Raw genomic sequence first — 25,762 nt, forward strand, 5'->3', positions numbered from 1 at the left:
GCAGTGCAAATTGGCCAAAATGCTACTGAGGATGTCGCTAAATTCTGAAACATGGCCTGAGGTCACACCGGTCTCTCCGGCTGGACCGTTTACCAACGAGCCCTTCACACTTAATGACCCTAAAGTTGTTAAGGGCAACTTCAGAAATTTCGCGGTTGTTATACTTGTTGGTTTCACTTTTTTGAATTCATTCCCATTGGAAACATATTATCTCTTCAAAGTCAGCACTTACCCTTCTGATAGTCTTTCCCACACTCTTAAGCAAGATAACAAATGTAACGATTAATTTTAATCCGTAGTTAGTTTTTACCCAACTTTTTCAAACCCTTTCAGGGAAGCGTGACAATTAAAATAAACGTACTTTTTAACATTTTATTATATCTTCTCAAAATCATTTTTCCGTGCCTATTTTACACAGATATGGTCATGCAAGATACATAAATATTATTTTAAATTAATTATTTCCTCTATATAATTAACTGGCTTAATACAATGATAATGCTCACAGACGTATATAAGTGTTTCTCCTGGCCGTTCTCGCTGTTCCAGGAGTGGCAGACCCGGTTGATCAGTTGCTGCTCCTAACAATACTTTAAACGGAATATAATACCTGTTAGTATCTCGTAGTCGTGATTTATATTCACTACCCACGATCGCGATCTCTCTTACCCCATTTACCAGTTGTAATAACACACCTGCCCATACCCCGAATGATGTGGAATATCTGACCGCTGTCTGTGACTGCCCCGCCAGCATCGCTATGCCCCGGTCAGACCAGTCTTTCCCGTCATATACAATTGATAAATAAAGCAGATTCGCCGCCATTACAGCATTACCACTTGGCGTGGCGCCATCATATACTTCCTTCTTACGTACGATAACATCGGTTTGGCCGGCTTCCGTATAGTAAAAATAAATATTGCCCTCGTCCGAAAAATTAGCAACTACATACTCCGTCAAAGCTTTCGCCTTTTCCAACCATATTCCCTCACCCGTCACCTCCTGCATCGCGATCAACGCACGTATCAGCCATGCATAATCATCCAGAAAGGCCGGGTATTTTGCTATGCCCCCCTTAAATGTATGAAAAAAAGACTGTTTATCAGCGTTTTGCAGGTTCTCCAGGCAAAAATTGAGCGCTTTTACTCCCATCTGCAGGTACCGATCTACACCCAAAGCGGCATATGCCCTGCAACAGGCATGCACCATCAGCGCATTCCAACCCAGTATGATCTTGTCATCCAGTCCCGGACGGATACGTTTCGCCCGTACCACCATCAGTTTCTCACGGCTGATAGCCAGTACCCTTTCCAATGCCTCTTCCGTGATATTGTTCTCCGCTGCAAATACCGCGGCCTGTTTAGTTATCCACAGAATATTGGTCTCCTCCCAGTTGCCTTCCTCCGACACATCATAAAATGCGCAGAATAATGCAGCATCCGATCCGAGTATTTCCTCAATTTCCGATTTGCTCCAGGTGTAAAATTTACCTTCCACGCCTTCCGAATCCGCATCCAGCGCACTGTAAAAAGCGCCGCCTGCATCCGTCATCTCCCGCTCCACAAATCCCAGCGTATCTGCAATTGTCTTCGCGTACAGTTCGTTACCTGTCAACTGATAGGCTTCACTGAGCACATCGATCAGTAACGCATTATCGTACAGCATCTTCTCAAAATGCGGGGCCAGCCATTTCGCATCTGTGCTATATCTGGCAAAACCACCACCCAGCTGGTCATAGATGCCCCCCTGGATCATTTTGTCAAGCGACAATAATGCCTGCTCCAATGCCTTCGGCTCATTGAAACTATGGTGATATCTCAACAGGTACTGGATATTAAAGGTGCCGGGAAATTTAGGCGCACTGCCAAATCCACCCCACACCTTATCACTCTGCTGCAGCATGTTACTATATATCGTATCACACTGTGCGCGGGTGAACTGCTCTTCCTTTGGTACTAGCTCCAGTCCGGCGGTTTTGCTTCCGAAACCCGACGCCTGCGCCAGATGATCGCGCATATTCTGTCCCTGTGTTTCCAGGTCTTCCCTTCGTTCCTTAAACGCCTGGGATAATGCCAGCAGTACGTCCGTCCAGGATGGCCGGTTAAATGCCTTCACAGGAGGGAAGTAGGTCCCACCATAAAAAGGCAGCTTATCAGGTGTAAGAAAAACATTCAGTGGCCATCCGCCTGAACCTGTCATCGCCTGTACCGCATCCATATAGATGTGATCCAGATCGGGACGTTCTTCCCTGTCTATCTTGATATTAATGAAATGTTCGTTCATGATACGGGCGGTAGCTTCGTTTTCGAAACTCTCACGCTCCATCACATGACACCAGTGGCAAGCTGCGTATCCAATGCTGACTAATATAGGTTTGTCTTCGGCTTTAGCCCTCTGCAGTGCCTCTTCCCCCCAGGGATACCAATCCACAGGATTGTGAGCATGCTGCAGCAGGTAAGGACTGGTTTCTTTTGCTAATCTGTTCACAGTTATGGTTATTCTGTTATTACCACACAAATTTTGGTCCCACTCTGGTCTTACTGGTAATTTTCCACTACCCCAAATATAAGAAGGGACAGCATTCGCTGTCCCTTTCCAAGTAAATATTTACCGTGATTTTCGTGTTATTTTTTGTTGATGGCCGCCAGGTACTGCTCTAACGCTGCTACCATGGAAGGAGCCTGAGGTGCAGGCGCTTTCACGTCGAGACGGAGTCCTGCTTCTTCTACAGCGGCTGAGGTAGTCGGACCGAACGCCCCGATACGTGTACCGTTTTGCTCAAATTTCGGTACGTTCTCAAACAGTGATTTTACACCGTATGGACTAAAGAAAACGATCATATCATAATCAGTTGTCTCCAGCACTTCCTTTACATCATTAGAAACCGTCTTGTACAAAGTTGCCGTAGCATACTCGCATTTATTCGCCTTCAGCCATTCTTCGATGTCCTTACGCTGGCTATCTGAACTAGGGAACAGGAACTTCTCATTATCCCTGTGCTTGTTCATTACCTCCAGCAGGCTCTTCGTAGATCCATCTGCACCATAGAAGACTTTTCGCTTTCTGTAAAGGATAAATTTCTGCAGGTACAAGGCTATCGCTTCCGTGATACAGAAGTACTTACAGTCCTGAGAGACCTTAATCTTCATTTCCTCACAGATCCTGAAAAAGTGATCCACCGCATTACGGCTGGTAAAAATAACAGCCGTAAAAACCTGGATGTCAATCTTCTGTTTCCTGAAGTCTTTTGCGGACAGTCCCTCCACCCTTATAAACGGATAAAAATCCAATTTAACATTGAATTTTTTAGCTAGTTCAAAGTAAGGTGATTTTTCTGTTTCAGGCTTAGGTTGGGAAATTAGAATTGTCTGAATGTGCTTAGCTTGCAAATCTTTTTTTGGCCCGCCTTTAATCATACGTTTTTTTGCTCTTGTGTTAACAATAGGCAGTTTTAATCATCAGAGACCACCAGTTAACGCTACCAGCAACACCTTAGTTATTATTAGAACCGGCGCTACTTCGAATGCGCAAAGGTAAAGAAAAAAATGCAATCTGCTGAAAGATAAGTATTGTTTTACTACCGAATATGACCTGATATAACGATATGCCACAAGCAATACAATAAATGCTACAGACATATACATAAATGGTTTTGCCAATTTGGGTCCGCAGAATGCTAAAATCACCAGGAATGGTACCAGCAATATCCCCAGCACCTTATTGATCAGGTACAACACGAAGATGTACGCATCTGCCAGCTCCACACTGCCGAATAACCATCCGCAAAAACGAAGCATTACATACTTTACCCCGTATACAACCGCCACCAGCAATATCAGCCCCGGTATGGCCATCCATGCGGTAGTACCCTGTATATACTGCTGACGGTACATCAGCAGATACAGATATAATGCCAGACTGATCACAAAGAACACATTCAGCAGGAAGTTCGGAAATGGAGACTGTGATAACTGATCTTTCAACTGCCGCTGACTCAATGTCGGGTTCATAAAGGCCCTGAACATATCCGTAAAATACTTGAGATAGCTTAACCTGATAATTCCCAGTAACAATACCACGCCAGCCATCACATATACCAGCCAGTCCAGATCCTCATAATTCCTTATTTTATTAACATCCAGCCGGGTAGGCTTATCACTCCGGAAGAAAATATTCGTCGTCTGTAATTTCTTCAGGTACTGATCGTAAGCCGTTTCCTGATGCAAAGGTACGGCAACCTGCTGCGGTGTACTGTCAGCAGGACTTGCTGCAACCGTACCCCTACGCATGGCACCTGTATCAGGAAGCGCGGCACTGGCCGGAGGTGCTGGTGCCGTAACCGGAGGTGCTGCAGGAGCTGCCGGCTTTGCAGCACTGGCAGAGATGATCGCTCCCGTACTGTCCCTTTTAATAACAGGCACTTTCTTTTTCACTGGCTTCACAGCCGTATCGCCTGAAGCAGTATTCACTTTCACAGGAGCCGGTTGCACAGCAGGGGCCGGCTTAGCAGAACTATCTGTCTGAGCCGCCAAACGTAAACAGGGTATGATGAACAGAAACAATAACCAACGTCGCACCAGGAATATTTTTTAATGCAGTAATTTTGTTGCTTGCAAAGATATAAAAATAGTCCATGGTCAATAGTTGATATACTATAGTTACCATATACTTATTTAAGCTTCACTCAATTTATTTTACGGGTTAACCGGCTGGTACCGGCTCCCTCTATTTCAAATGGCAGGTATTTATCTTCATATTCCTTTTTGTAAGCAGGCTTGTTACTACTGCAATTTTCATTTTTCCACCTCTCTTGCGCAGCAACCGGCAATGGTGCAGCAACTGATACGGGAAATAGATCTGCAGCGGGATTATCTCTCCGGAGCACCTGTATCCAGCATTTATTTCGGAGGCGGTACGCCCAGTATGCTGCCACAGGCAGATATTGAACTGCTGCTGCACAAACTCCGGGATACCTTTCCCGTGAACCCGGACGCTGAAATCACACTCGAAGCCAACCCGGATGATCTCTCGCCGGAAAAGCTGGCTGCACTCCGTGCGGCTGGTATCAACCGGCTCAGTATAGGGATACAATCTTTTCACGAGGCCGATCTGCGCTGGATGAACCGTGCACATGACAGCCAGCAGGCCCTTCAATGTATCATTCACGCAAAAGCCGCCGGATTCAGTAATCTGACCATTGACCTGATCTATGGCGGACCTACACTGACAGATGAAGGCTGGGCATATAATGTGCAACAGGCGATTGACCTGGGCGTACAGCACCTTTCCTGTTATGCCCTTACCGTAGAACCGGGTACGGCACTGGACCATTTTATCCGCAAGAAAAAAGTGGCGGCAGTAGATACAGACAAAGCGGCCAGACATTTCGAACACCTCATGCAATGGACGGCCAAAGCCGGCTATGAGCATTATGAAATATCCAACTTCGCCCTTCCCGGCTGGCATTCCCGCCATAACAACAGCTACTGGCAGGGACAGCCTTACCTGGGACTGGGCCCTTCAGCCCACTCGTTTAACGGTCATTCCCGGCAGTGGAATATTGCCAATAACGCTGGCTACATTAAAAGTCTGCAGCAGGATAAAGTACCTTTTGAACTGGAAGCACTGACCCCTGTGATGATGCTGAATGAATATATCATGACCACCCTCCGTACTTCCCAGGGATGTATCTTACCAGTGGTGGCCGAACGGTTTGGCCAGGAAAAACACGATATCCTGCTGAAACAGTCCCGTCCCTTCATCGATAAAGGCTGGATGATACGCCGCAATGATACGCTGATACTTACACCTGAAGGAAGACTCTTCGCCGATGGCATTGCATCAGACCTTTTCTTTTAGCAGGTATTCAACGGTTCCTGCTATTATACCCATATTTGTCCCTTCAGCAATGGACAAATATGGGCGTAATGCTGGTTTAATGCTGGTTTAATGATATGAACAACCTTACATAAGGGATAGCGTACCCTTTTAGGGACATCTTGTCTCAAATACACCCTATGGGGCATTTTTTATTGTTTGGACGAACAAGCGACGAACAAGCGACGAACTAGCGACGGCCAGGCACCCTGTCAGGAATGGGTTAATAAGTGCGTTATGCATACATAAGGCAAAAAAAGAGGGGATACCCTTTCGGATACCCCCTGGCAATATCATGTATGCTGTTGTTATGATTTCACACCAAATTTATACACGCAGGTAGACGTGTAGGTCTCTCCTGGTTTCAGTACTACTGAAGGGAAAGACGGCTGATTGGGAGAATCCGGAAAATGCTGTGTTTCCAGGCAGAAAGCACCACGATGTACGTAGGTCTTCCCTTCTTTACCCTTGTCAGTACCATCCAGGAAGTTACCACCATAGAACTGTACGCCAGGTTCGGTTGTCCATACTTCCAGGAAACGACCGCTGGTTGGTTCTTCTACAGTTGCAGCCAGAGACAGTTCTTTACCTTTTTTGTTCAGCACATAGTTATGGTCATACCCTTTACCAAAGGTCAGCTGTTCAAAGGATGCATCCACTCTTTCACCAATTTTGGTAGGCGTAGTAAAGTCCATTGGTGTGCCTTTTACAGCTTCCAGTTTACCCGTAGGGATCAGGGTGCTGTCAACAGGCGTGTACTTGTCGGCATTGATATACATGATATGATCATTGATATCACCATTACCGGCGCCATGCAGGTTAAAGAAGGAGTGGTTGGTCAGGTTAACCACAGTAGCTTTATCAGTAGTAGCTGAATAATCGATCTTAACTTCGTTGCTGTCAGTCAGTTCGTAGGTCAGCGTAATATCCAGGTTACCAGGATATCCTTCTTCTCCGTCTTTTGACAGGTAGTGCAGTTTAAGCGTATGATCATTTGGTTGCTCAGCATCCCAAACCACATCATTGAAGCCTTTCTTACCGCCATGCAGGTGGTTTACACCATTGTTAACGGCCAGGGAATACTCCTTACCATCTACTTTGAATTTACCCTTTGCGATACGGTTACCATAACGACCTACAATACCGCCGTAATATCTTTCCTTGGTATCCACATACTGGTCAATGTTATCATAACCCAGTTCCACATCCGCCAGTTGTCCCTGTTTATCAGGTGCCATCAGGCTGACGATTTTCGCACCATAGTTGGTAATGGCTACCTGGAGGTTTCCTTTTCCTTTCAGGTGGTACAGTTTTACCTGTTTTCCATCAATCGTTTTCTCGAAGGCCGCATCGGATATCTGGCCTTTGGAAAGGCTGTCTTGTTGGGTACTCATACTATCTGTAGAATTATTATCGGTTTTTGCACCAGACTGGCAGGCGCTAAAGCTTACTGCGGCTGCCACTGTTAAAAGTGGAAAAATGTTTTTCATATTTGGAAGTTATAAGGGTACAATATACGCTTTTCATATTAAAATCAATACCTTCTGAAAACGCAAAACGCTGACCACCACAAAAAATGTAGCGATCAGCGTTAGCGGTTGCTGCTGCTTTACAGGCGTCAGCGCTTACCAGCCGAGCAGGTAAGCAAATATCAGTGGTGCTACGATGGTAGCATCAGATTCAACGATGAATTTAGGTGTGTTGATATCCAGTTTACCCCAGGTGATCTTCTCGTTAGGTACAGCCCCTGAGTAAGAACCGTAAGAGGTAGTAGAATCAGAGATCTGGCAGAAATAACCCCAGAAAGGCACATCATGCCATTCCAGATCCTGGTACATCATTGGCACAACGCAGATAGGGAAGTCACCTGCGATACCGCCACCGATCTGGAAGAAACCTACGCCCTTACCAGCGGAGTTGTTACGGTACCAGTCAGCCAGCCATACCATGTACTCGATACCACTCTTCATGGTCGATGCTTTCAGCTCACCTTTGATGATATAGGAAGCGAAGATGTTACCCATGGTACTATCTTCCCATCCTGGTACTACGATAGGAATATTACGTTCAGCAGCAGCGATCATCCAGCTGTTCTTCGGATCGATCTCATAATGCTCTTTCATAACGCCACTCAGCAGGAGTTTGTACATGTACTCATGCGGGAAGTAACGTTCACCTTTATCGTCAGCGTCTTTCCAGATCTTATGAATATGCTCCTGTATACGGCGGAAAGCCTCTTCCTCCGGAATACAGGTATCAGTTACCCTGTTAAAACCATCCTGCAGCAGGTCCCACTCTTCCTGCGGGCTCAGGTCACGGTAGTGAGGAACCCTTTTATAGTGCGTGTGCGCTACCAGGTTCATGATATCTTCCTCCAGGTTAGCACCAGTACAGGAAATGATATCTACCTTACCCTGGCGGATCATTTCCGCGAAGGAGATGCCCAACTCGGCAGTACTCATAGCACCCGCCAGGGACACCAGCATTTTACCGCCTTCCAGTAAATGTGTTTCATATCCCTTTGCAGCATCCACAAGTGCAGCCGCGTTAAAGTGGCGATAGTGGTGCTGGATAAACTGAGAAATAGGCCCTTTATTCATGTCCGTTTAAATAATTTAAAATTCAAAAGAGAAGGGCAAAGGTAAGGAATTAAAAAAAATAGCCCATAATAGCTCTGGCTACTACGGACTATACTGACTATGAACTATCAACTGATGAACTGATGTTATACTTTCTTCAGATGCTGATGCACGCTCATCTCGCCACCGGCACTCGCTTTGATCACTTTCCAGGTCTTTGCGCCCTCCAGTGTTACATAGTAAACAGTTGCTCCTTCGCTTTCAAATTCCACTACCCAGCGGATCGCTTCAGTAGGGTAGCGTTTTGCGAGCTTTTTGGTAACAGCCAGTGGCAGATGTTCTTCGGCAATGTAACGACGGGTCGCCAGCAGGTTACCATCTTCATCGAAGTAGGCAGTCACGTTGCGTTCTTTCAATGTGAACTTAGCCATAAAGGTCTTGTTGTCTTCACTGTACCATTTTACATCTGCAGCTCCTGCAAATTCTTTGGAGAGTGCACTTTTCAGTTTGCTGGTTGCTTCCATCTCTTTAGTGGCAGCAAATGTTAACTGTGTGCTTAAAAGAAGAGTGGCAACAAATAAAAGCAGCATTCTTCTGATACTACCAGCTGAAAGCCGGGATGCACCCTTAGGTGCACTGAGGTTAGTTGATTTGATCGGTTTCATGGCGGAAACTTTTTGTGGTTTGGTTTGTGATGTAAAAGTACATGCAATACATGCCGGTAGTCAACTGCTTTGTTATAAATGGAGACGCTAGATTACTTGGTGACAGTGAATTACAGCGTAACTCGCATCAACTTATCAGGTCATTGCATATACTTTCGTTTGCCATACATGTGTTGCGCGAAAACGCTGTTTGTTGCAAGTTGTTACGTTAAGCTTTTGTTAAACTGGAGATTGACAGATGAGCGGTGAAACCCTTTACCAATGCAAACGATGGCAGGTGCAAAGTTTATTCTATCTTCATGTACATGAATTACCTGGCCCACGCATATCTTTCTTTCAATGATCAGTCGCTGATAATAGGTAACATGATAGCTGATTATGTGAAAGGCAAACAATGGCAGGAATACGATCCGGGCATTCAGCATGGTATACAGCTGCACAGGGCAATCGATACATTTACAGATACACACCCGGTGACACTGGCTGCCAGAGAATACTTCCAGCCTTCCTGTGGCCGATACAGTGCGGTCTTTATAGACATTGTATATGATCATTTCCTGGCCACCGATACAACCATCTTTACAGATGCATCTCTTGCTGCCTTCTCTAAACAGACATATAACACCATCACCCATCATCATGATATCCTGCCACCTGTGTTCCAGCAGGTGTTCCGTTATATGCGGCAGCATGACTGGTTATATAACTATCAGTTTATGGACGGTATTTATAAGAGCTTCAACGGTATCGTACATCGTGCAAAATTCCTGGAGGCCACAGCAGATGCGCCTTATGGCGTATTGGAAAAATATTATGAAGAACTGGCTGCTCATTACCGGACATTCTTTCCCGAATTGGTCGCATTCGTTAAAACTTACCCACATTAAATACGTAGGTTTGCAAATATTTTGTAACAACCTGAATTGATAGCCAACAATGAAAAATTTACTTCGCTTAATGCTGTTTATCGGTATAGCAGGTCTCACCAGCCTGACCAGCGATGCCCAGGACAAGAAGATGCCCCCTCTTGATGCGAGCCCTATGGATATGGCTTACTTCCCTGTCATGTATCCCTATGTCGTGAAAGTGAAAGGCGAGCCCGGTGCACTTGTGGCCCGCGTTATCTATAGCCGACCGCAGAAGAAAGGAAGAAAGATATTCGGTGAACTGGAATCTTACGGCGAGATCTATCGTCTCGGCGCCAACGAGGCGACCGAAATAGAGTTCTTCCGTAATGTCACCATAGGTGGTAAAACAGTACCTAAAGGCCGTTACACTATGTATGCGATCCTGTCTGAAGACAAATGGACACTGATCGTAAACCGTGAAACTGATATCTGGGGTGCGTTCAAGTATGATCAGAAGAAAGACGTAGTAAGAACAGATGTACCTGTTAATAAGCTGACTACTCCTGTAGAACCGTTCACCATCGTATTCGAAAAAGCCGACTATGGCGCCAATCTGGTAGTTGCCTGGGATACCACCAGCGTAAGCCTGCCTATCAAATGGTCCGACAAAGTGGCTGCTACCGGCAAGAAGAAATAACAGACTGTTATCATAAAAACAAAAGAGAGCGGGAGTGTTACACTTCCGCTCTCTTTGTTTTTAGAAATAAAATAGGCGGTAAGAATACCGCCCACGAATTTTAACCATATCCTATGAAAAACCTTTTCAAATGTAGTCCGAATTACTGCGCGGAAACTACGGTATCGGCTGAGTGAACCATTTTTGTTCGTGAAAGTGGCGATTTCATCCGTAAAGTGATCCTCAATAGCCAGATCGGACAAGAACCCCGCCCACAGCGCGTATTTATACCTCAGAAGGGTACTGCGTAGAACTACTTATTCGGGTTTTTTGACATCTGACATGATACAGAACAGGTTGTCAGCAAACTGCTGCCGTCTGCACAAAAAGGCCCGCTATCATAACCTTGATCGACCCACATTGCTGAAATGCCGGAATTAGTACCTTTGGAACTTTCAGAAGAACAGTATCGTCTAATAATAAAATATTTCAGGAATGAAGCTGGGAACTAAACTAATACATGCAGGTGTTACCCCTGATCCTTCTACAGGGGCGATCATGACCCCGATCTTTCAGACATCCACTTATGTGCAGCATGCGCCGGGCGATCATAAAGGTTATGAGTATGCCCGTACACAAAACCCTACCCGTGATGCACTACAGGCGGCACTGGCGGCTATCGAAAATGGTAAATATGGTATTTCCTTCGGTAGTGGACTGGCAGCGACAGATGCTGTCATGAAACTGCTGAATCCCGGAGATGAGGTCATTGCCTCCAATGACCTCTATGGTGGCACATACCGCATCTTCACCAAGATCTTTGAGCGCTATGGCATTAAGTTTCATTTCATTGGAATGCAGGATGCCGAAAACATCCGCCAGCATATCAACAAAAACACAAAACTGATATGGATAGAAACGCCTACCAATCCACTGCTGAACATTATTGATATTGCTGCCAGCGCGAAGATCGCACAGGAACATAACCTGCTGCTCTGTGTTGACAACACCTTCGCCTCTCCTTATCTTCAGAACCCGCTGGACCTGGGCGCACACATCGTAGTACACAGTGCTACAAAATACCTGGGGGGCCACAGCGATGTGGTACATGGCGCCATCATCGTGAAGGACGAAGAACTGGCCAAACAACTCTATTTCATACAGAACAGCTGTGGTGCCGTGCCTGGTCCGCAGGACTGTTTCCTGGTATTACGCGGACTAAAAACCCTGCACGTTCGTATGCAGCGGCATTGTGAGAACGGCGCTACAATAGCAAACTACCTGCGTAATCATCCGAAAGTGGATAAAGTATACTGGTGCGGGTTCGAAGATCACCCGAACCATCATATCGCCAAACAGCAGATGAGAGGTTTCGGCGGCATGATATCCTTCACATTGAAAGATGACAGCCAGGAAGCGGCCTTTAAAGTATTAAGCGGTACACACCTGTTCTCTCTCGCTGAGTCACTTGGCGGAGTGGAGTCTTTGATAGGCCACCCGGCCAGCATGACCCATGCCTCTATACCCCGCGAAGACAGGATCGCAAACGGACTGGTAGATTCGCTTATACGACTGAGCGTAGGCATCGAAGATGCCGAAGACCTGATCGCCGATCTGGAAAAAGCGATCGGATAGGACAGGGGACTGAAAATGATTGTCCACTCAGGGGTTGCCGCAGCTTATTGCGGCAACCCCTGATTTTTTTGATAAAAAAGCAACCTTCTTCAACACAAACGGGGCTAAGAATGTATAATTAATATGCAAACATTATTACAACCCAAGGCCCCGGAGCCCTCAAAGACCGGCTGTTTCACCAGAGAATACTCACAAATACTCATTATCAATTAACTATAATAGATAATCTGTTATCTATATAATTTGATATAGTATGAACATCTTTACTTAATTTTCCAGCTGCCAGAGTAATGCACCTCCCTCTCAGCATAAAACCGAGTAGAACTATTTATGAAATTTGACCAACTGAAGACCTTTCTGGATACAAAAGCGGCACAATACAATACTCCTGACTTTATTCCAGGTGATCCTATCACTATACCTCATAGATTTTCAAAACTTCAGGATATCGAAATTTCCGGATTGTTTGCTGCCATACTTGCCTGGGGTAACCGTACCACCATCATCAATAAGTGCACTGAGCTGCTGAAGCTGATGGACGATTCGCCTTATGACTTTATCCGGAACCATAAAGCCCGCGAAAGGATGAAACTCCTTCAGTTCTGCCATCGCACCTTCAATGGCATTGACCTGATGTATTTTGTTGAATTCCTGCAGGGCTATTATAACGACGTCACCTCCCTGGAATTTGCGTTTAGCGGCCATATTACACCGGAAGACGATACGGTCGAAAAGGCACTCCTAGGCTTCCATCACCTGTTCTTCCTCCCGGAACATCCGGAACGTACACGTAAGCATATTTCCACTCCTGCGAGAAATTCTGCCTGTAAAAGATTGAATATGTACCTTCGCTGGATGGTCAGGAAGGACAAAAATGGCGTGGATTTTGGATTATGGGAACACATCCAGCCTTCCCAGCTGGTATGCCCTGTAGATGTGCATGTTGGCAGAGTAGCTACCAGACTGGGTTTGATACCCACCGCCAAAGCCGACTGGAAAACGGCAATTGCCCTTACCGAGCGCCTCAGGCAACTGGATCCACTGGATCCGGCAAAATATGACTTCGCGTTGTTTGGCCTGGGAGTAATTGAAAAGTATGTTTAATAAATATCTAGTGTAATGATGAAGCGATTTTTGGTGTCACTGGCTATGGGTGCCGCACTGGCACTTCCGGCAACAGCCCAGTATCAGGAAGAAAAGAGAGATTATGTAGACCTTGCCTACAATTTTCAGAAAGGACAACAGTTTGAACTGAAACAGGAGAGCCGCAGCGAAACATATACCACTGTCGATGATGTAATGCAACGTGTTACCCGCGACTTCAATAACAGTATCTCTATCGTCGTAGATGATGCTGTTACAGGCCACTTCTACCTGACCTTCCGGTATAAAGAACTGAAATTCAATTTTAACGCCAGAAATCAGAATATCCTGGTAGATGCCAGTGTACCAAACGATAAAGAACCTTTCCAGGCAGCCCTGAAAAGCATCCTGGATCACCCATTCACCGTAGACATCGCTGCGTCTGGTTTTATTAATAAAATAACGGGACTGGATGAACTGCTTGATAAAGCCAGTGCCACCTTCTCCAATCTGAAGGAAGATGAGCAGGAGGCCTACAAAAAGCTCATGAAAGATCAGTTCGGGACAAATGCCTTCCGTTCCTGGCTGGAGCAGTTACTGGTAATATACCCTGTACGCAGCATCAAAACAGGTACCCGCTGGGAAGAAAACGTACCTATCCGCACCGGCCTGGTTGGTGACATAGATCTGTACTGGAACCTGCAAACCTGGGATGCCCAAACGGCAAAGATCAATGGTACAGGTAAAGTACACACTAACAAGGTAGAAACGTTCACTATTGAGGATGGGATCACTGCTACTGCCGAAATTGATGGTGACATCATGAGTAACTACCTGATAGATCGCAACACCGGCTTACCCAGCATCTGTGCACAGAATACAGAGATGAACGGTATCTATGTCTACAAGGCCAATAAAGCCAAACGTATCAAGAAAGATATCAGGGTGCCGGTGAAGATAGTCACCAACTCCTCCTACAAGATCAAACAAATGAAATAACATAGAAAAGGTCCGCCGTTTGGCGGACCTTTTTATTTTTGTACAATGATGCAATTACTTCCGGAAACCATCCAACAATTATCAGCTGACGCCGGGCTGCCCATATTGGCAGGACTTACCTACGAACAACTGGAAGAAGCCCTGGCAGTAAAACTGGAGGAACTGATCAGTACAGATTTTCAGCAGTTTGTACTGTTACTGTATAAAATTGATGTCTCCGAACACAGCATCCGGCAGGTGCTGGAGGCCGATCTTACGCCTGCAGTTTACAGGAAAATTGCGGCACTGTTAATCGATAGACAACAGGAGAAGATCATTTCCCGTAAAAAATACAGCCAACCTCCCCCTGATGACGGAGAAGAGAAATGGTAGCTGCTACTTGTTGAACATCAGTTCTCTCACTTTATCCTTATCCTCTTTTTCCTTTTGCAGATCAAAGCTGGTCCCGAAAATATAGTCCCATATACTGGAGCTTACACCAAAACCTTTCTCATCACCTTTATAGTGATGCAGATGATGGTTGCGCCATAAAGGCTTCAGGAACTTTGCCGGAGGATTCCATGCATGAATTGCATAGTGCATACTTCCATAGATCAGATATCCCAGGATAAAACCGGGAAAGAACATGAAAGTATACTGACCCAGGAAAAGGTACTGCGCGCTGAAAATGACCGATGCCAGTATCAGGCTTGGTACGGGAGGCATAAATAAACGTTGCTTGTCACGGGGGTATTCATGGTGATTACCATGCATGACGTAAATGAACTTTCTTACTTTAGGATTCTCGCTACTAAAATGGAACAGGTAGCGGTGCATGAGGTACTCAAATAGCGTCCAGCAGAACATAGCGCCCACAAACACAATTACAACCCGGGTGATGCTAAAACCCAGCGTCATGTTGCTATAATAAAGCATGTAACTGATAATGGGGATGTACATGGCCCAGATGACCAGGGGATGTGTTTTGGTGAGCATCTCCAAATACCTGCTTTCAAATAATCTTGCCTGTCCTTTGTTCTTAATCTTATCAAACTTCATAACTCCTTATATTTAATGCAAATAAGTGCCTAAACGAATGACATATTTGTATCTCCTCCTATAATCTAATGCCAAAAAGTGCTTGTCGCTAATATTATGCCGATCTTATGCGTGTGAGTGGGATGTGAATATCTATTTTCCTGTTACAATCAGTGTCCGGTACTGCAAAAGTGATGTTAAAGAATGGGGCGTTGTGTCACAAACCAGGCTATAAAATTGATTATTAATGATTCTATTATTGCTTTTACTTTATAATATGTCCCGCAGTAATGTATACGCTACAGGTATCTTTTTTTGCAGTTTCCGGGGCTGGATATTGGTCAGCCAGTGTCCGTCTGTCATACAACGAATATCCTAATTTATTGCATTACATCCACGTTCTACCCAACTATTCAGATAAATCTGTACCTAACATCTACAACATGGCACGGCAGGTTTTTATATATCTTACATTCATCCCATCTATGCAAAAATGCTAGCCGTCCTTATCAAAACTATCATGTAAGGTTACCGGTCATCTGATCTAAAAACGTATCCTTCTCAATTCCTTATTCATAATTCCTGATTCCTAATTTATATTTACAGATCATACAACCAGAACCAACTACTATTATGAAACTTGTAAGTTATCTACGGGATGAAGCTGACCACCTGGCCATTTTAATAGGCGATCAACTGTATAATACACAGGACCTGCACCCCAACCTGCCCGGCAATATGCAGATGTTTTTACTTTCCTGGGACGAGGTGATAGACCTTGCCCTCGAAATAGACGCACAGCTGAAAGCAGGCAGGCACATTGGCTCCGCTAAAGCCATTCCATACGATTCAGTGGAAATACTGGCGCCCGTACCAGCTCCTACATCCTGCCGTGATGGTTATGCCTTCCGGCAACATGTAGCAGCAGCAAGACGCAACCGCCGTGTGGATATGATACCGGAATTCGATCAGTATCCTATCTTCTATTTCACCAATCATAACGCCATACAGGGACCCGGCGATGTATTGTGTATGCCGGACCATTTCGATAAACTCGACTTCGAACTGGAAGCAGCCATCGTTATCTCCAAATTCGGAAGGAACATTCCTGCTGCTGAAGCAGATAAATATATCGGTGGCTTCATGATCATGAATGATATGAGCGCACGCACGCTGCAGATGGAGGAAATGAAACTCAATCTGGGACCTGCCAAAGGAAAAGACTTCAGCACGGTGATCGGTCCTATGCTCGTTACGCCCGACGAACTGGAACACCTCGTTATTCCAGCTAAACCAGGCCATACCGGCAAGAACTATAACCTGAAAATGACCTGCCGGGTGAACGGCGTACAGGTAAGTGAAGGGAATATGGGAGACATGGACTGGACGTTTGCCGAGATCATCGAACGTTGCGCATATGGCGCCAATATCTACCCGGGAGATGTCATTGGTAGTGGTACGGTAGGAACAGGCTGTTTCCTGGAGCTGAACGGCACCGGCAAACGTGAAAACCCTGACTACCAGGAACAATGGCTACAACCAGGCGACGTTATTGAAATGGACATAGACGGACTGGGTACACTTAAAAATACAATTGTGGCAGAAGAATCAACCTTCTCTATCCTGCAATTGAAAAAATAACAGAATAACATGCAGATCATACCAGGACAGGTAAAAACGGCTGTATTGCAGGGGTACCTGCAGGGAGCAATTGCGCCCAGACCCATTTGCTTTGCCAGTACTGTTGACAAGGATGGCCGGCCTAATCTGTCGCCCTTCAGCTTTTTCAATGTGTTCGGCAGTAATCCTGTTACTTTAATATTCTCACCTGCACGCAGGGTACGAGATAATACCACTAAACATACACTGGAAAATATCCTTGAAACAAGGGAAGTAGTGATCAATGTAGTCAACTACGCTATGGTGCAGCAGGCTTCTCTTTCCAGTTGTGAGTATGCGAAAGGCGTCAACGAATTTGAGAAGTCAGGCTTTACACCGGTTGCATCAGAAAAGGTAAAGCCTTTCCGTGTGAAAGAAAGTCCGGTGCAGTTCGAGTGTATTGTAAAAGAAGTATTATCACAGGGTACGGAAGGTGGAGCAGGTAATCTGATCATCTGTGAACCAGTTATGATCCATATCAATGAGGATATCCTGAATGAAGCCGGCGCCATCGATCCGCATAAGATAGATCTGGTGGCACGTATGGGTGGCGATTACTATTGCCGCGCATCCGGCGATGCTGTATTTGAGGTAGCTAAACCCAATACTTCACTGGGCATAGGGATAGATGCATTGCCATTGTCGGTAAGACAAAGCAATATACTGACGGGAAACAATCTTGGGCAGCTGGCTAACGTACATGTACAACCGGAAATTGATCCGGCATTCGAAGATGAACATCTGAAGAACATCTTCCAGTATTACAGTATTACGCCCGAAGAGATGGAAAAGGAACTCCATCGTCATGCGCAGCATTTACTGGAAACAGGAAAGGTAGCAGAAGCCTGGCAGGTGTTACTCGCCGGTGCACAGTAATATTGTGTTATAAAGTAAAAAGCCCCGTATCAGTGATACGGGGCTTTTTACTTTATATGCAGTTGTACAACTGGTTACTTCGTAGAGGAAGAACTGGCATTGCTGCTTCCGAACACTTTCTTCAGCAGGTCCGTAGTTCTTGCAGCAGGATTAGCGCGGATGTTCGCTTCTTCTTTCGCAATCTGGTCAAATAATGCATTTACAGCCATACCCGTTACATAGTCCTGTAAGTCAGGGTTTGCTTTATTGAAGGTAGTTGGCAGTTTGTTATATGCAGTTACGATATCACCATAATACTTTGTCGCGTTGGTACTATCCAGGGAGTTTTTCACTACAGGAGAGAACGCAGCTTTCAGTTTATCAGTGGTCTTGCCTTTGAAATATTCAGTAGCAGAATTATTACCACCGGAAATCAGTTTCAGGGCATCCGTGATGCTCATTTCCTTAATAGCGTCCACAAAGATCGGCGCTGCATAACCTACAGCTTTTTCAGCTGCGCGGTTAATAGAAAGAATGGCTTTATCTACCTGGCTGCCCAGACCTACCGAGCGGAGGGTATTGCCGATCTTAACGGCATCAGGCGGTAATAACACTTTATAAAGATCGTTTCCGAAGAAACCGTCAGTTTTGTTCAGGTTGGCTATACCATTAGCTACACCTTTTGCCAGTGCCTCTTTAATAGCATTGCCAGCTTCTCCCTGGGTAACGTTAGAAGTACCGGTTTTGGTAGCCACAGAATTAGCAGCTTCGCCTAACTTCTTCAGCAGCTGTGCCTGGGTAGCGGGCACAAAAGCTATCCCTGATAATAAAAGGAGACATAGTTTCTTGTACATAGACTGGATTGTTGTGGTTTTATATGCAAAATAGTAACAATATTTAATAAGCGCTACTATAAAGTTAGAACAAAAAGATGCCCGGAAGTTTAATGCCGGGTAAATGGTATTGAAAAAGGGGACATTACTGTCCCCCCTTCAGTTCGTTATTCATGGATAGCCAGCAAAGGAATATGTGTATGAAATGCCAGCTGGGCGGTATGGCTACGTTTGAAAATGCTTTCGAAGAGGCCATGTTTACGGGGAATGGTAAGGATCAGATCGGCCGTCTCCCGGTCGGCAAATTCCATAATACCCTGCACCACGTTCGGATGATCTATAAAATGGTATGTAGGATGCAGGCCTTCCAGCAAGGTATCCAGTAGCAGGCTGGCCTCAGGTGTGTCAGTACTCAGTCCTTTCCCTTCCTTGTCAATATTCAGTACGTGCAACTCCGCCTGAAATACGCTCAGAAGGCGTTTCAGCGGATAGATGGGCGTACCGGTACCCACTTTCTTAAAATCACAGGCGAAAACGACTTTCCTGATAGGTTTAAACGACACGCCTGCCGGTACGATCAGTACAGGACAGGAGGTATGTTTTGCCACGTCGATCGTATTGGACCCGATCAGTATCTCTTCCAGCTGACTACCACCCGTGGTTCCCATGACAATCAGGTCGGCTTTTTCTTCCTTGCTGAGGTTATCAATATGGGCAGCCAGCAGATTATTATCGGCCCGGTAGTCCAGTTCAACGCCTGCGGGTAATAACGGCAGCAGGTCCTGCTTCATATGTTCTAACCCTTCCAGACTAGCCGTTTTCAGCTCGTTTGGATCAACCATGGGTATGGAGGTCGGCACATCGGGTATAGGCACTATCAGTTCGTAGGCATGATAGAGTACTACCCGGGCAGTACCCATCTGTGTAGCCAGTCCGAGTGCGTAACGGGCCGCATTATAGGCAGTGGCGGAGAAATCTGTAGGTACGATGATGGTTTTCATCCTGTAATGATTTTAAAGCTGATGAATCCCTGATGGGGGCTTGATATATAATGAAAATTTGGTGCCAAACCCGTGTTTCGCTGATTTCCCCTTTAAATCGACTATTTTTGCAATCCAATTATTGTAATCAGTACACATGACACAATTATCCGAGCAAGAGATCATACGCAGGAATAAACTGCAGGAACTGGAGAAACTGGGAATTGACCCTTATCCGGCGGAAAAATATCCGGTGAACATTACAGCTGCCAAGCTCAGGGCCCTCTATACAGAGGAAACAAAAGACCAGTTTCAGGATATCTGTCTGGCTGGCCGTATTATGCACGTGCGTGATATGGGTAAAGCCTGCTTTGTGGAGCTGCACGACCATACTGGTAAGATGCAGTTATATGTACGTCGCGACGACATCTGCACTGGCGAGGACAAATCCCTGTATGACGTTGTATTTAAGAAGTTAATTGATCATGGCGATATCATCGGTGTGAAAGGCTATGCCTTTATCACCAAAACAGGCGAGCTGTCTGTCCATGTAAAAACATTAGACCTGCTAGCCAAATCTATTCGCCCATTACCAGTGGTGCGAGAGAAAGATGGCGAAATGTTTGACGAAGTAACTGACCCTGAGTTCAAATACCGTCAGCGCTATGTAGACCTGATCGTGAATCCGCAGGTGAAGGAAGTTTTTGTGAAACGTACCCGTATCATGCAAACCATCCGCGATTTCTATAATGACCTGGGCTACCTGGAGGTAGAAACACCTGTTCTGCAGCCAATCCCTGGTGGTGCAACAGCCCGTCCTTTCAAAACTCACCACAACGCGCTGGATATTCCTTTATACATGCGTATTGCGAACGAACTGTACCTGAAACGTCTGATCGTAGGTGGCTTTGAAGGGGTATATGAATTTGCGAAAGACTTCCGTAACGAGGGTATGGACCGTACTCACAACCCGGAATTTACCGTAATGGAAATGTACGCTGCGTACAAAGATTACGAATGGATGATGGACACAACTGAAACGCTGCTGGAAAAGATCGCCATTGCCCTCCACGGTACTACCGAAGTAACAGTAGGAGAGAAAGTGATCAATTTCAAGGCGCCTTTCCGCAGAGTAACAATGTATGAGGCTATCCTGGAACATACCGGTATCGATGTAACTAACATGGATGAAGATCAGCTGCGTGCCACCTGTGTTCAGCTGGGAATCTATGTTAAACCAAGCATGGGTAAGGGTAAACTGATAGACGAGATCTTCGGCGAGAAATGTGAGCATCACTATGTGCAGCCAACTTTCATCATCGACTATCCGGTTGAAATGAGCCCGCTGACCAAAAAGCACCGTAGCAAACCAGGACTGGTAGAACGCTTTGAGCTGATGGTGAACGGTAAAGAGCTGGCGAATGCCTACAGTGAGCTGAACGACCCGATCGATCAGCGTGCCCGCTTTGAAGAGCAGGTTAAACTGATGGAACGCGGTGATGATGAGGCGATGTATATCGACTACGACTTCCTGCGTGCACTGGAATATGGTATGCCGCCTACGTCAGGTATTGGTATCGGTATTGATCGTCTGACCATGATCATGACTAACCAGCCATCTATCCAGGATGTACTGTTCTTCCCTCAGATGAAACCAGAGAGAACAGCATAATCCCCATTATTACAGCAATATAGAAGACAGGGCCGTCCCTCGTCCCGATATGATAGATCAGGGGTGTTCGTCAACAACGGACACCCCTGATTACGTTTAAACAGTACCGGCATCGGTATGCATGAAGTTCACCTCATCTCTTTTTATATTCGCTATCAATAAGTTATACCCATACCTTATCGGCTTAGTTCCAGCCCTTCATCCTCATTATCAATACATTACATTACCTTTATGACTAAACCCACATAGTATGAAAACACTTGTCCCCACCCGCCTCGCGGTCGTGATCTACGGCATTGTCATCGCCTTATTTGGCCTCATACATTTTGTACATGCCGATCTGATGGTAGCAGCAGTGCCTTTCCCCGGAGGAAAGATCTGGCTATATCTGACCGGTATCGCATTACTGCTGGCAGGCATCGCGTTCATTATCAACCGCTATGTGAAACCAGCCGGATATCTGTTAGCGCTGTATATCTTTCTGGTTATCATCCTGGTACATACACCCCATGCATTCGAAGACCTCCCATCATTAACCATGTTCATGAAAGATGTCGCGCTTATGGCGGCAGCGCTCGTGATTGGCAATACCGGAAAATAAGGCATTCCTCCGCCCATCCGTAAATTGCGGCAGTGCATTTCTTTATTTGATTATTTTAGCTGTTTGTTACAACAATAGCTAAACTATGCACATAACACGTTACGGGACAGCCTGTTTTACAGTACTGGGCCTGCTCAGTCTAAGTTTGCAGGCACAGGACAAAAAAGACCTTACGTTCCGGCAAATATTTAAAGGAGAGCCGACCGGGCTATATCAACCACTACCAAATATCAAAGGATGGGCAGATGAGACCCATTACATCCAGTACCGCACAGAAGGAGGCACATCCAAAGCTTATAAGGTAGACGCAGCCACTGGTAAATCCGAACCATATATAACGCCGCCGGAAGGTGCGACAGTCACTGTACGTAATAACGACATTTTCTACACGTCACCTACCGGTACTGAGTCACAGCTTACCAGCGACACCGCCCAGGAAAAAAATCCAACTATTTCTCCTGATGGTAAATATGTGGCCTTTACCCGTAACAATGACCTGTACGCTGTTGAAATAGCTACCAGGAAAGAGATCCGCTATACCACTGACGGCTCTGACGTTATCTATAACGGTTGGGCATCCTGGGTATACTACGAAGAGATCCTTGGCCGTGCGTCCAAATACCGTGCTTTCTGGTGGAGCAAAGACAGCCGCTACATTGCCTACATGCGCTTTGATGACTCCAAAGTGCCAGTATTCCCTATCTATAGTGAGAAAGGACAACACGGGTACCTGGAAAATACCCGCTACCCTAAAGCCGGTGATACCAATCCAGGCGTTAAAATAGGTACAGTACCTGTTGCCGGTGGCGCTACTTTATGGGCTGACTTCAACGAAAATGAAGACCAGTACTTCGGCGCCCCCTTCTTCACTCCTGAAGGCCGCCTCTGGGTACAGTGGATGCCCCGCGACCAGAATAACCTGAAGATCTATGAGATCAATCCGGAAAATGGCAGGAAGACAGAGATCTATGACGAAAAACAGCAAACCTGGATCGACTGGTATGAAGACATCCCGTTCCTGACTGGCAACAAAGGTTTTATCCTCAAAAGTGATAAATCTGGCTGGGCACACCTTTACTGGCATAACATGAACGGCTCTTTAAATAAGCAGCTGACCAACGGTAACTGGACCGTGAAAGATATCCGCGCCATAGACAATAAACAACAGCTCATCTATTTCACAGCCCGTAAAGAGGCTTCTACCCGTATAGACCTGTACCAGGTGAGTCTGAAAACAGGGGCTATCACCCGGCTGACCTTCGGTGACTACCTCCATAATGTCGATGTTAGTCCGAATGGCAGCTACTTCGTAACCAGCTACTCCAATCTGGCTACCCCGACGCGCATGGCACTCCTGAACAACAAGGGAAAAGTGATCCGTGAACTGGGTGATTCCAAAGGCGGTAATTTCGACCAATACAACTATGCAGCCACCAAGCTGCAGCAATATAAAACACGCGATGGCCTGGAACTACCAATGACCATCACCATGCCATTGCATATGCAGCCGGGCAAAAAATATCCTGTACTCATCAGCATTTATGGTGGTCCGGATGCCGGCAATGTATATGACATGTGGAGAACACCACTGACGACACAATGGTGGGCGAAAGAAGGCGTTATCCAGGTAGTGATTGATAACCGCAGCTCTGGCCAGCTGGGTAAAATGGGGATGAACTACATTCACCGCAAGCTCGGACTGCACGAAATAGAAGACTATATGGATGCTGCGTCGTGGCTCCGTTCTCAGCCATGGGTTGATTCCGCTAAGATCTGTATCACGGGAGGTAGCTTTGGTGGTTATATGACCTGTATGGCATTGACTTATGGCGCAGATGTATTCACCCACGGCATGGCGAACTTTGCAGTGACTGACTGGCGCCTGTATGACAGCCACTATACGGAGCGTTATATGGACACCCCGCAGGATAATGCAGAAGGTTACCGTCTCACGTCACCAATGACCTATGCAGATCGCTATAAGGGACTGATCCGTATTGTGCATGGTACGATGGATGATAATGTGCATATGCAGAATAGTATTCAGCTGGTAGATAAACTGGAGAATCTGAACAAGCATTTTGAGTTCATGGTATACCCGGGAGAGCGTCATGGCTGGAGGAGTATTAAATCGCTGCATAGTGATAATGAGTCATACCGGTTCATTTATCATAACCTGTTGGAGCGACCTTTTCCGAAGGAGTTTGAGACCCGATAATGGGGGCTTTTCCATATTTAATGGCTGGTTGAAGAGATTCGGCCAGCCTTTTTTATTAGGAGGAAAGATACCGGCTACAGTTTCCCTGCTATTGCGGTGCTATTCAGCTTGGTTAAGGCGCATTCACATTGGGGGCATATCATCGGAATGGCGGTCAGCATACACCCTTTATCTGGAAGGAAACCCAACGTATCTGATTTCCGGGTGAACGTATGAATTTCCCGGTTTAACGTTTTCAGACAATTAAGGTAAACCAGTAGCAGGAAAATAATCTCCGCCAGACAAAAACTAACTATAAAAAGAAAAAAGTAAAGAAATCAGGGAAAATATGGCAAAAGTGAGGCCTTTTAGAAAAAGAAACGGGGCTGCAAGACTACAGCCCCGAAAAATTTTAACCATATCTTTATTGAAAAACCTATACCAAAGGTGCGCGTATTTTGCATATAGCCAAAGCCCATTCTAGTGAATGATATATTTTAGTTGGGGAACGTATCGAAAAAGAAGGTGAACGTATAAGGATTAGTAGGGAAAAAAATACACAATTACAGACGCCGTTTTGTGTATTATAAATGGTTATCAGCACTTTAAATAAAAATAGCCCGAAACAGGGCTAAAAACGGTTTTGAAAGTAGAAGGGCGGTAAGAATACCGCCCTTGTAATAATTTTAACCATATCCTATGAAAAACCTGAACCAAAGATATAGCAGGTCATCATGCACTTACCGCCTATTTCCGTGAACGTTATATTTTTGTTCGTAAACAGGTGTGTTTGGATAGGTCAGCTATCATATGCTAAATATTATCATATTAAATTAAAAACGAATTGTATTATACTTCTATACACTAGTGAATATAGTATCAATTAGTTAGCTTTTTACCCGATTTTCTGTCCGTTGGCTACCAGTTTATCGGGCTGGAGCAAAATGACCGCATTGTCATTGCCGTAAACACCCAATACAAGGCATTCAGAAAAAAAGTTCGCAATCTGCTTTACGGGGAAATTAACAACGGCAACAACCTGTTTGCCGATCAGTTCGTCCGGCTGATACAATTTGGTGATCTGCGCAGAAGATCGCTTTACACCTAATTCAGGACCGAAATCTATTGTCAACTGGTAAGAAGGATTCCTGGCTCTAGGGAAATCTGCGGCCGTTACAATAGTTCCTACTCTTATCTCTACTTTTTCAAAATCTGTCCAGTTGATCGTCTCCATATTTAAATCTATGAAGATTAGCGCAATAAAAAAAGGGCAGTAAGACTACCGCCCAATAATTTAAACCATATCCTATGAAAAACCTGCACAAATATAGTCCTCCCGTAAGTATCACAAAATCACCATCTCGTGAAAACACACTATTCCAGTGTGAATGCAACAAAAAACAGTATTTATACAACAAATTCACTTTAGTTATTATATAATAAAAAAACATGCTATCTCCATATACTTTATGGCATAGTTCTTGCGTTTTTATAAAGACAAAATTTTAGGTTAAAAATAGGTTAAAGCGAAACGGCCCGACATTGTATCATACAATGTCGGGCCGTTGTCGTTAAAGGAATTTACG

At 45.4% G+C, this 25,762-nt stretch carries 22 protein-coding genes; 12 read left to right on the forward strand and 10 right to left on the reverse strand.

Features of this window, described 5'->3' with window-relative positions; translation table 11 throughout:
• Positions 1 to 444 precede the first annotated feature (444 nt).
• From GWR21_RS18075 to GWR21_RS18085, 3 genes are all read right to left on the reverse strand, one after another.
• A complete protein-coding gene (locus GWR21_RS18075) occupies positions 445 to 2,487 on the reverse strand; it encodes a thioredoxin domain-containing protein (protein WP_162333103.1) in 2,043 nt (680 codons plus the stop codon).
• Between the two features lie 137 nt (positions 2,488 to 2,624).
• Positions 2,625 to 3,416 carry a uroporphyrinogen-III synthase gene (locus GWR21_RS18080; RefSeq protein WP_162333104.1) on the reverse strand — a complete coding sequence of 264 codons (792 nt, stop codon included), beginning with the start codon at positions 3,414 to 3,416 and terminating at the stop codon, positions 2,625 to 2,627.
• 42 nt (positions 3,417 to 3,458) lie between these two features.
• Positions 3,459 to 4,577 carry a DUF4271 domain-containing protein gene (locus tag GWR21_RS18085; protein WP_162333105.1) on the reverse strand — a complete coding sequence of 373 codons (1,119 nt, stop codon included), beginning with the start codon at positions 4,575 to 4,577 and terminating at the stop codon, positions 3,459 to 3,461.
• Between the two features lie 157 nt (positions 4,578 to 4,734).
• Here GWR21_RS18085 and hemW point away from each other — a divergent pair, with 157 nt between their 5' ends.
• A complete protein-coding gene (gene hemW / locus GWR21_RS18090) occupies positions 4,735 to 5,859 on the forward strand; it encodes a radical SAM family heme chaperone HemW (RefSeq protein WP_162333106.1) in 1,125 nt (374 codons plus the stop codon).
• 326 nt (positions 5,860 to 6,185) lie between these two features.
• On the opposite strand, the gene GWR21_RS18095 is transcribed toward hemW, so the two are convergent.
• The 3 genes from GWR21_RS18095 to GWR21_RS18105 form a co-directional block, all read right to left on the reverse strand.
• The gene (locus GWR21_RS18095; protein ID WP_162333107.1) at positions 6,186 to 7,367 is read right to left on the reverse strand and encodes an aldose epimerase family protein; all 1,182 of its coding nucleotides are present in this window, start codon (positions 7,365 to 7,367) and stop codon (positions 6,186 to 6,188) included.
• A gap of 135 nt (positions 7,368 to 7,502) precedes the next feature.
• On the reverse strand, positions 7,503 to 8,477 hold the full coding sequence (locus GWR21_RS18100) for a deoxyhypusine synthase family protein (protein ID WP_110053652.1): 975 nt from the start codon (positions 8,475 to 8,477) through the stop codon (positions 7,503 to 7,505).
• Between the two features lie 125 nt (positions 8,478 to 8,602).
• Positions 8,603 to 9,121 (reverse strand): hypothetical protein, encoded by a 519-nt coding sequence (locus GWR21_RS18105; RefSeq protein WP_162333108.1) that lies wholly within the window; start codon positions 9,119 to 9,121, stop codon positions 8,603 to 8,605.
• A gap of 299 nt (positions 9,122 to 9,420) precedes the next feature.
• Between GWR21_RS18105 and GWR21_RS18110 the strand changes: the two genes are divergently transcribed.
• The 6 genes from GWR21_RS18110 (at position 9,421) to GWR21_RS18135 (ending at position 14,734) form a co-directional block, all read left to right on the forward strand.
• Positions 9,421 to 10,008 carry an acyl carrier protein phosphodiesterase gene (locus GWR21_RS18110; protein ID WP_162333109.1) on the forward strand — a complete coding sequence of 196 codons (588 nt, stop codon included), beginning with the start codon at positions 9,421 to 9,423 and terminating at the stop codon, positions 10,006 to 10,008.
• A 49-nt stretch (positions 10,009 to 10,057) separates the two neighbouring features.
• Complete coding sequence (locus tag GWR21_RS18115) at positions 10,058 to 10,666, forward strand: DUF2911 domain-containing protein (protein WP_238429864.1); 609 nt, start codon at positions 10,058 to 10,060, stop codon at positions 10,664 to 10,666.
• A gap of 474 nt (positions 10,667 to 11,140) precedes the next feature.
• The gene (locus tag GWR21_RS18120) at positions 11,141 to 12,280 is read left to right on the forward strand and encodes a cystathionine gamma-synthase (RefSeq protein ID WP_162333110.1); all 1,140 of its coding nucleotides are present in this window, start codon (positions 11,141 to 11,143) and stop codon (positions 12,278 to 12,280) included.
• Between the two features lie 330 nt (positions 12,281 to 12,610).
• Positions 12,611 to 13,384, forward strand: coding sequence for a TIGR02757 family protein (locus GWR21_RS18125; RefSeq protein WP_162333111.1), 774 nt, complete (start codon positions 12,611 to 12,613; stop codon positions 13,382 to 13,384).
• A gap of 15 nt (positions 13,385 to 13,399) precedes the next feature.
• Positions 13,400 to 14,362 carry a DUF6263 family protein gene (locus tag GWR21_RS18130; RefSeq protein ID WP_162333112.1) on the forward strand — a complete coding sequence of 321 codons (963 nt, stop codon included), beginning with the start codon at positions 13,400 to 13,402 and terminating at the stop codon, positions 14,360 to 14,362.
• Between the two features lie 45 nt (positions 14,363 to 14,407).
• Positions 14,408 to 14,734 (forward strand): hypothetical protein, encoded by a 327-nt coding sequence (locus GWR21_RS18135; RefSeq protein ID WP_162333113.1) that lies wholly within the window; start codon positions 14,408 to 14,410, stop codon positions 14,732 to 14,734.
• A 3-nt stretch (positions 14,735 to 14,737) separates the two neighbouring features.
• Here the strand turns inward: GWR21_RS18135 and GWR21_RS18140 are convergent, their stop codons facing one another.
• Entirely contained in the window at positions 14,738 to 15,400 is a 663-nt protein-coding gene (locus GWR21_RS18140) for a sterol desaturase family protein (protein ID WP_162333114.1), read from the reverse strand.
• Positions 15,401 to 16,012: 612 nt separating this feature from the next.
• Here GWR21_RS18140 and GWR21_RS18145 point away from each other — a divergent pair.
• Together GWR21_RS18145 and GWR21_RS18150 are read left to right on the forward strand one after the other, a co-directional pair.
• Positions 16,013 to 17,020: a fumarylacetoacetate hydrolase family protein gene (locus tag GWR21_RS18145; RefSeq protein WP_162333115.1), complete on the forward strand. Its 1,008-nt coding sequence runs from the start codon at positions 16,013 to 16,015 to the stop codon at positions 17,018 to 17,020.
• A gap of 9 nt (positions 17,021 to 17,029) precedes the next feature.
• Positions 17,030 to 17,914 (forward strand): flavin reductase family protein, encoded by an 885-nt coding sequence (locus GWR21_RS18150; protein ID WP_162333116.1) that lies wholly within the window; start codon positions 17,030 to 17,032, stop codon positions 17,912 to 17,914.
• Between the two features lie 74 nt (positions 17,915 to 17,988).
• Here the strand turns inward: GWR21_RS18150 and GWR21_RS18155 are convergent, their stop codons facing one another.
• On the reverse strand, positions 17,989 to 18,747 hold the full coding sequence (locus GWR21_RS18155) for a DUF4197 domain-containing protein (RefSeq protein WP_162333117.1): 759 nt from the start codon (positions 18,745 to 18,747) through the stop codon (positions 17,989 to 17,991).
• Between the two features lie 146 nt (positions 18,748 to 18,893).
• Positions 18,894 to 19,727: a universal stress protein gene (locus GWR21_RS18160; RefSeq protein ID WP_162333118.1), complete on the reverse strand. Its 834-nt coding sequence runs from the start codon at positions 19,725 to 19,727 to the stop codon at positions 18,894 to 18,896.
• Between the two features lie 136 nt (positions 19,728 to 19,863).
• Between GWR21_RS18160 and lysS the strand changes: the two genes are divergently transcribed.
• The 3 genes from lysS to GWR21_RS18175 all read left to right on the forward strand — a co-directional run bounded on the left by lysS (position 19,864) and on the right by GWR21_RS18175 (position 24,197).
• On the forward strand, positions 19,864 to 21,378 hold the full coding sequence (gene lysS, locus GWR21_RS18165) for a lysine--tRNA ligase (RefSeq protein ID WP_162333119.1): 1,515 nt from the start codon (positions 19,864 to 19,866) through the stop codon (positions 21,376 to 21,378).
• A 250-nt stretch (positions 21,379 to 21,628) separates the two neighbouring features.
• Positions 21,629 to 21,979, forward strand: a complete 351-nt coding sequence (locus GWR21_RS18170) for a DoxX family protein (RefSeq protein ID WP_162333120.1) — start codon at positions 21,629 to 21,631, stop codon at positions 21,977 to 21,979.
• An 85-nt stretch (positions 21,980 to 22,064) separates the two neighbouring features.
• Positions 22,065 to 24,197, forward strand: a complete 2,133-nt coding sequence (locus GWR21_RS18175) for a S9 family peptidase (RefSeq protein ID WP_162333121.1) — start codon at positions 22,065 to 22,067, stop codon at positions 24,195 to 24,197.
• Between the two features lie 874 nt (positions 24,198 to 25,071).
• On the opposite strand, the gene GWR21_RS18180 is transcribed toward GWR21_RS18175, so the two are convergent.
• Positions 25,072 to 25,410, reverse strand: a complete 339-nt coding sequence (locus GWR21_RS18180) for a tRNA-binding protein (RefSeq protein WP_162333122.1) — start codon at positions 25,408 to 25,410, stop codon at positions 25,072 to 25,074.
• Positions 25,411 to 25,762 lie beyond the last annotated feature (352 nt).

Origin of the sequence: Chitinophaga agri (genome assembly GCF_010093065.1) — a bacterium.
GTDB classification, from domain to species: Bacteria; Bacteroidota; Bacteroidia; order Chitinophagales; family Chitinophagaceae; genus Chitinophaga; species Chitinophaga agri.